Below are 3,910 nucleotides of genomic sequence, written 5' to 3' on the forward strand. Positions count from 1 at the left end.
CTACGACTCGCTGATCGGCAAGCTGATCACTTACGGCGCCACCCGCGACGAAGCCATGGCCCGCATGCGCAATGCCCTGGACGAAATCGTGGTTGACGGGATCAAGACCAACATCCCGCTGCACCGTGATCTGGTGCGTGACGAAGGTTTCTGCAAAGGGGGCGTGAACATTCACTACCTCGAGCACAAGCTGGCAGGCGAGAAGCACTAAGCTTCAGCCCGCACCTGACAGAGCCGCCTTCGGGCGGCTTTGTTGTTTCTACAGTTCTCAAATACCCCTTGTGGGAGCGGGCCTGCTCGCGAAAGCGGTGTATCAGATACGTTTATTTGTCTGGCACACCGCTTTCGCGAGCAAGCCCGCACCCACAGGGTGCAATGCCGCTCCCACAAAACCTGCGCGCTCGCGTAAACTTGCGCGCTTCTCGCTGGCCGCTAGGCTGCAATCATATTTTTTCAAAGGTGCCCGCCATGCCTTGGCTGCAAGTACGTCTGGCCATCAGCCCGGAACAAGCCGAAACCTACGAAGACGCGTTCCTTGAAGTCGGCGCCGTATCGGTGACCTTCATGGACGCCGAAGATCAGCCGATCTTCGAGCCGGAACTCAACACCACCCCGCTGTGGGCGCACACGCACCTGCTGGCCCTGTTCGAGGGCGGCACCGAACCCGCACCGGTACTGGCCCACCTGGAACTGCTGACCGGCAGCCCGCTGCCGGAGCATCACAGCGAAGTCATCGAAGACCAGGACTGGGAACGCAGCTGGATGGACGGTTTCCAGCCGATGCGCTTCGGTCAGCGCCTGTGGATCGTACCGAGTTGGCATGCCGCGCCCGAGCCTGACGCAGTCAATCTGCTGCTGGACCCGGGCCTGGCCTTCGGCACCGGCACCCACCCGACCACCGCGCTGTGCCTGGAATGGCTCGACGGCCAAAACCTGAAAGACTGCAACATGCTGGATTTCGGCTGCGGCTCGGGGATTCTGGCCATCGCCGCCCTGCTGCTCGGTGCGAAAGAAGCCGTCGGTACCGACATCGACGTGCAGGCACTGGAAGCCTCGCGTGACAACGCCGGGCGCAACAACATCGCCGAAGAGCTGTTCCCGCTGTACCTGCCGGAAGATCTGCCGCAGGTCAAAGCTGACGTGCTGGTCGCCAACATCCTCGCCGGCCCGCTGGTTTCGCTGGCCCCGCAACTGTCCAGCCTGGTCAAGTCCGGCGGGCGTCTGGCGCTGTCGGGCATTCTTGCCGAACAAGGCGATGAGGTCGCTGCCGCGTATGCTCAGGACTTCGACCTCGACCCGATCGCCAATCGCGATGGCTGGGTGCGCATCACCGGACGTCGGCGCTAGAATGGCCGCCTGCATAATCCGGATCGCCGCATGACCGACAGCTTCGTCACCCAGTGTCCGCATTGCCAAACCAGTTTCCGTGTCAGCCATGCCCAATTGAGCGTGGCCCGCGGGGTGGTTCGCTGCGGCGCCTGCCTGCAAGTATTCAATGCCGCCAAACAGCTGCTTGAGCAACACGCCGGCAAGGACGCGGTGGCGCCGGCCGCACCGCCGATTGAGGCGCTCTCCGCCGAAGAGCTACCGGCTATCGAGCCATCAGCCATCGTCGAACCGCCCACGCCGCGTGCCATCAGCCAAAAGCAGTGGAGCGCCTCGGAACTGGATCTCGACAGCCTGGATCTGGACGAAGAACTCGCCCGCCTCGAACAACGGGAAATTCAGCCAGCCACCGAACTCGGTCGCCCGCGCGAAGACGCCCTGATCGCCCGCCGCGACAGTCCTGAGCCGGAAGAGTCGGCATGGCCCGACAGCCTGTTCAGCGCACCTGCTGATGAGCGAACGCCGGAACCCGAGGCAGAAACGGATATCGTCGACATCGAGCCAGTCAAATCGGCGCGGACCGAGCCATCGCTGTCGTTGGAACCGGTGGAGCTGGATGACGAACCCGCGATCCCGCAACTGCGTCTGCACGATCCAATCGATCCGAACGCCCGCCGCGAACGCCGGTCCGCCAGTCACGAAGCCGATGACGACGATCTGCCATTGATCGAACCGCAGCGCAAAAAGCGCGAGCGCGCCGAAGCCCTGCAAGACCTGACCGATGACCCGCTGCAACTGGACTGGCAGAAACGCCGGTCACCGTGGGGCCGCCGCTTGCTATGGATGCTGTTGGTGCTGCTGGCAGCCGGCACCCTCGCCGGCCAGTACATCGCCTATCATTTCGATGAGCTGGCGCGCCAGGATCAATACCGCCCGTGGTTCCAGCAGCTCTGCCCGCAGATCGGTTGCACGGTGCCGTCCAAGGTCGATATCGCCCGAATCAAGAGCAGCAATCTGGTCGTGCGCAGTCATCCCGAGTTCAGCGGCGCACTGGTCGTCGACGCGATCATCTATAACCGCGCGACGTTCTCCCAGCCGTTCCCGCTACTGGAGCTGCGTTTTGCTGACCTCAACGGCCACCTGATCGCCAGTCGCCGCTTCAAACCGGGGGAATACCTCAACGGCGATCTGGAAGGTCTGGCGGAAATGCCGCCACAAACACCGATCCACATCGCGCTGGACATTCTCGATCCAGGCCCGAAAGCGGTGAATTACAGCCTGAGTTTTCACTCACCCGAGTGAACCGCTTCACCGTTTCCTGATTGACGGCAGTTTTCTGACTGCGCTGCGCCCAACCAAACCGCTGGCGATAACAGCATAACTGTTCAGATTTTGTTCAATTCAGCCTTTATCCAGTCATCGAGAGCGGGTATCATGCCAACCCTTTTTCGAACTCTCATGATCCGGCCCCACTTCAGGGAAGTCCTATGTCGGCGGTACGCATCGGCCCATACACATTGCAGAACGGCTTGATTCTCGCCCCGATGGCGGGGGTTACCGATCAGCCCTTTCGTCAGCTCTGCAAGCGTCTGGGCGCAGGGCTTGTGGTCTCGGAAATGGTCACCAGTGACATGAGCCTGTGGAATACCCGCAAGTCGCGCATGCGCATGATCCACGAAGGCGATCCCGAGCCACGCTCGGTGCAGATTGCCGGTGGCGACGCGCAAATGCTGGCAGATGCGGCACGGGCCAACGTCGAACTGGGCGCACAGATTATTGACATCAACATGGGTTGCCCGGCGAAGAAGGTCTGCAACAAGGCCGCCGGCTCCGCGTTATTGAAAGATGAAGCATTGGTGACCGAGATCCTGCAGGCCGTCGTGGCCGCGGTTGATGTGCCGGTCACCCTGAAGATCCGCACGGGATGGGATCGCGACAACAAGAACGGCCTGACCGTGGCGAAGATCGCCGAACAGGCCGGGATCGCCGCGCTGGCCGTGCATGGTCGCACGCGCGCCGATCTGTACACAGGTGTTGCCGAGTACGACACGATTGCCGCGATCAAGCAGGCGGTGTCGATGCCGGTATTTGCCAATGGCGATATCGATTCGCCGGAAAAGGCCCGTTACGTGCTCGACGCGACCGGCGCCGATGGCCTGTTGGTAGGCCGTGCCGCTCAAGGGCGGCCATGGATTTTTCGCGAGATCGATCACTTCCTGCGTACCGGCGAGAAATTGCCGGCCCCGAAGTTGGTCGAGGTGGAACGCATTCTGCTTGAGCATCTGGCCGCACTTCACGCTTTCTATGGGGACGTGATGGGCGTACGCATTGCTCGAAAGCATGTGGGCTGGTATCTCGCAACCTTGCCGGGCGCCAGGGAGTTTCGCGCCCACTTCAATCGTTTGGATGGTACGGAAACACAATGCGCCAACGTTCGGGAGTTCTTCGTCGAGCGTTACAAGAGCCTGACAGGGGACGAAGAAGGGGTGGCCGCATGACGATGAAGACCGAGACTTTAGTGTGTGGAACAACACCCGTGAGCGACAACGTGAATTTGAAACAGCACATCAACACCCCGAGCGAA

General features: G+C 61.5%; 3 protein-coding genes and 2 pseudogenes. All 5 read left to right on the plus strand.

The genetic code is table 11. The features are described from left to right. Window positions 1-211 (plus strand): annotated as a pseudogene (locus ACIOU6_RS27610) (acetyl-CoA carboxylase biotin carboxylase subunit); the annotation flags it as partial. A gap of 257 nt (window positions 212-468) precedes the next feature. After that, window positions 469-1,347: a 50S ribosomal protein L11 methyltransferase gene (prmA, locus tag ACIOU6_RS27615; RefSeq protein ID WP_401139892.1), complete on the plus strand. Its 879-nt coding sequence runs from the start codon at window positions 469-471 to the stop codon at window positions 1,345-1,347. A gap of 30 nt (window positions 1,348-1,377) precedes the next feature. Next, window positions 1,378-2,628 (plus strand): DUF3426 domain-containing protein, encoded by a 1,251-nt coding sequence (locus ACIOU6_RS27620; RefSeq protein WP_401139895.1) that lies wholly within the window; start codon window positions 1,378-1,380, stop codon window positions 2,626-2,628. A 185-nt stretch (window positions 2,629-2,813) separates the two neighbouring features. After that, window positions 2,814-3,824 (plus strand): tRNA dihydrouridine synthase DusB, encoded by a 1,011-nt coding sequence (gene dusB / locus ACIOU6_RS27625; RefSeq protein ID WP_221732808.1) that lies wholly within the window; start codon window positions 2,814-2,816, stop codon window positions 3,822-3,824. After that, window positions 3,821-3,910: pseudogene (locus ACIOU6_RS27630) on the plus strand (DNA-binding transcriptional regulator Fis); the annotation flags it as partial. The gene dusB and the pseudogene ACIOU6_RS27630, both read left to right, overlap by 4 nt.

The sequence above is a fragment of the Pseudomonas sp. NPDC087615 genome (assembly GCF_044743445.1).
GTDB lineage: Bacteria > Pseudomonadota > Gammaproteobacteria > Pseudomonadales > Pseudomonadaceae > Aquipseudomonas > Aquipseudomonas baetica_A.

Excerpts from the sequence above, each read along its gene's own strand:
- prmA (WP_401139892.1), top strand. The coding sequence starts at position 469 with ATGCCTTGGCTGCAAGTACGTCTGGCCATCAGCCCGGAACAAGCCGAA.
- ACIOU6_RS27620 (WP_401139895.1), top strand. The coding sequence starts at position 1,378 with ATGACCGACAGCTTCGTCACCCAGTGTCCGCATTGCCAAACCAGTTTC.
- dusB (WP_221732808.1), top strand. The coding sequence starts at position 2,814 with ATGTCGGCGGTACGCATCGGCCCATACACATTGCAGAACGGCTTGATT.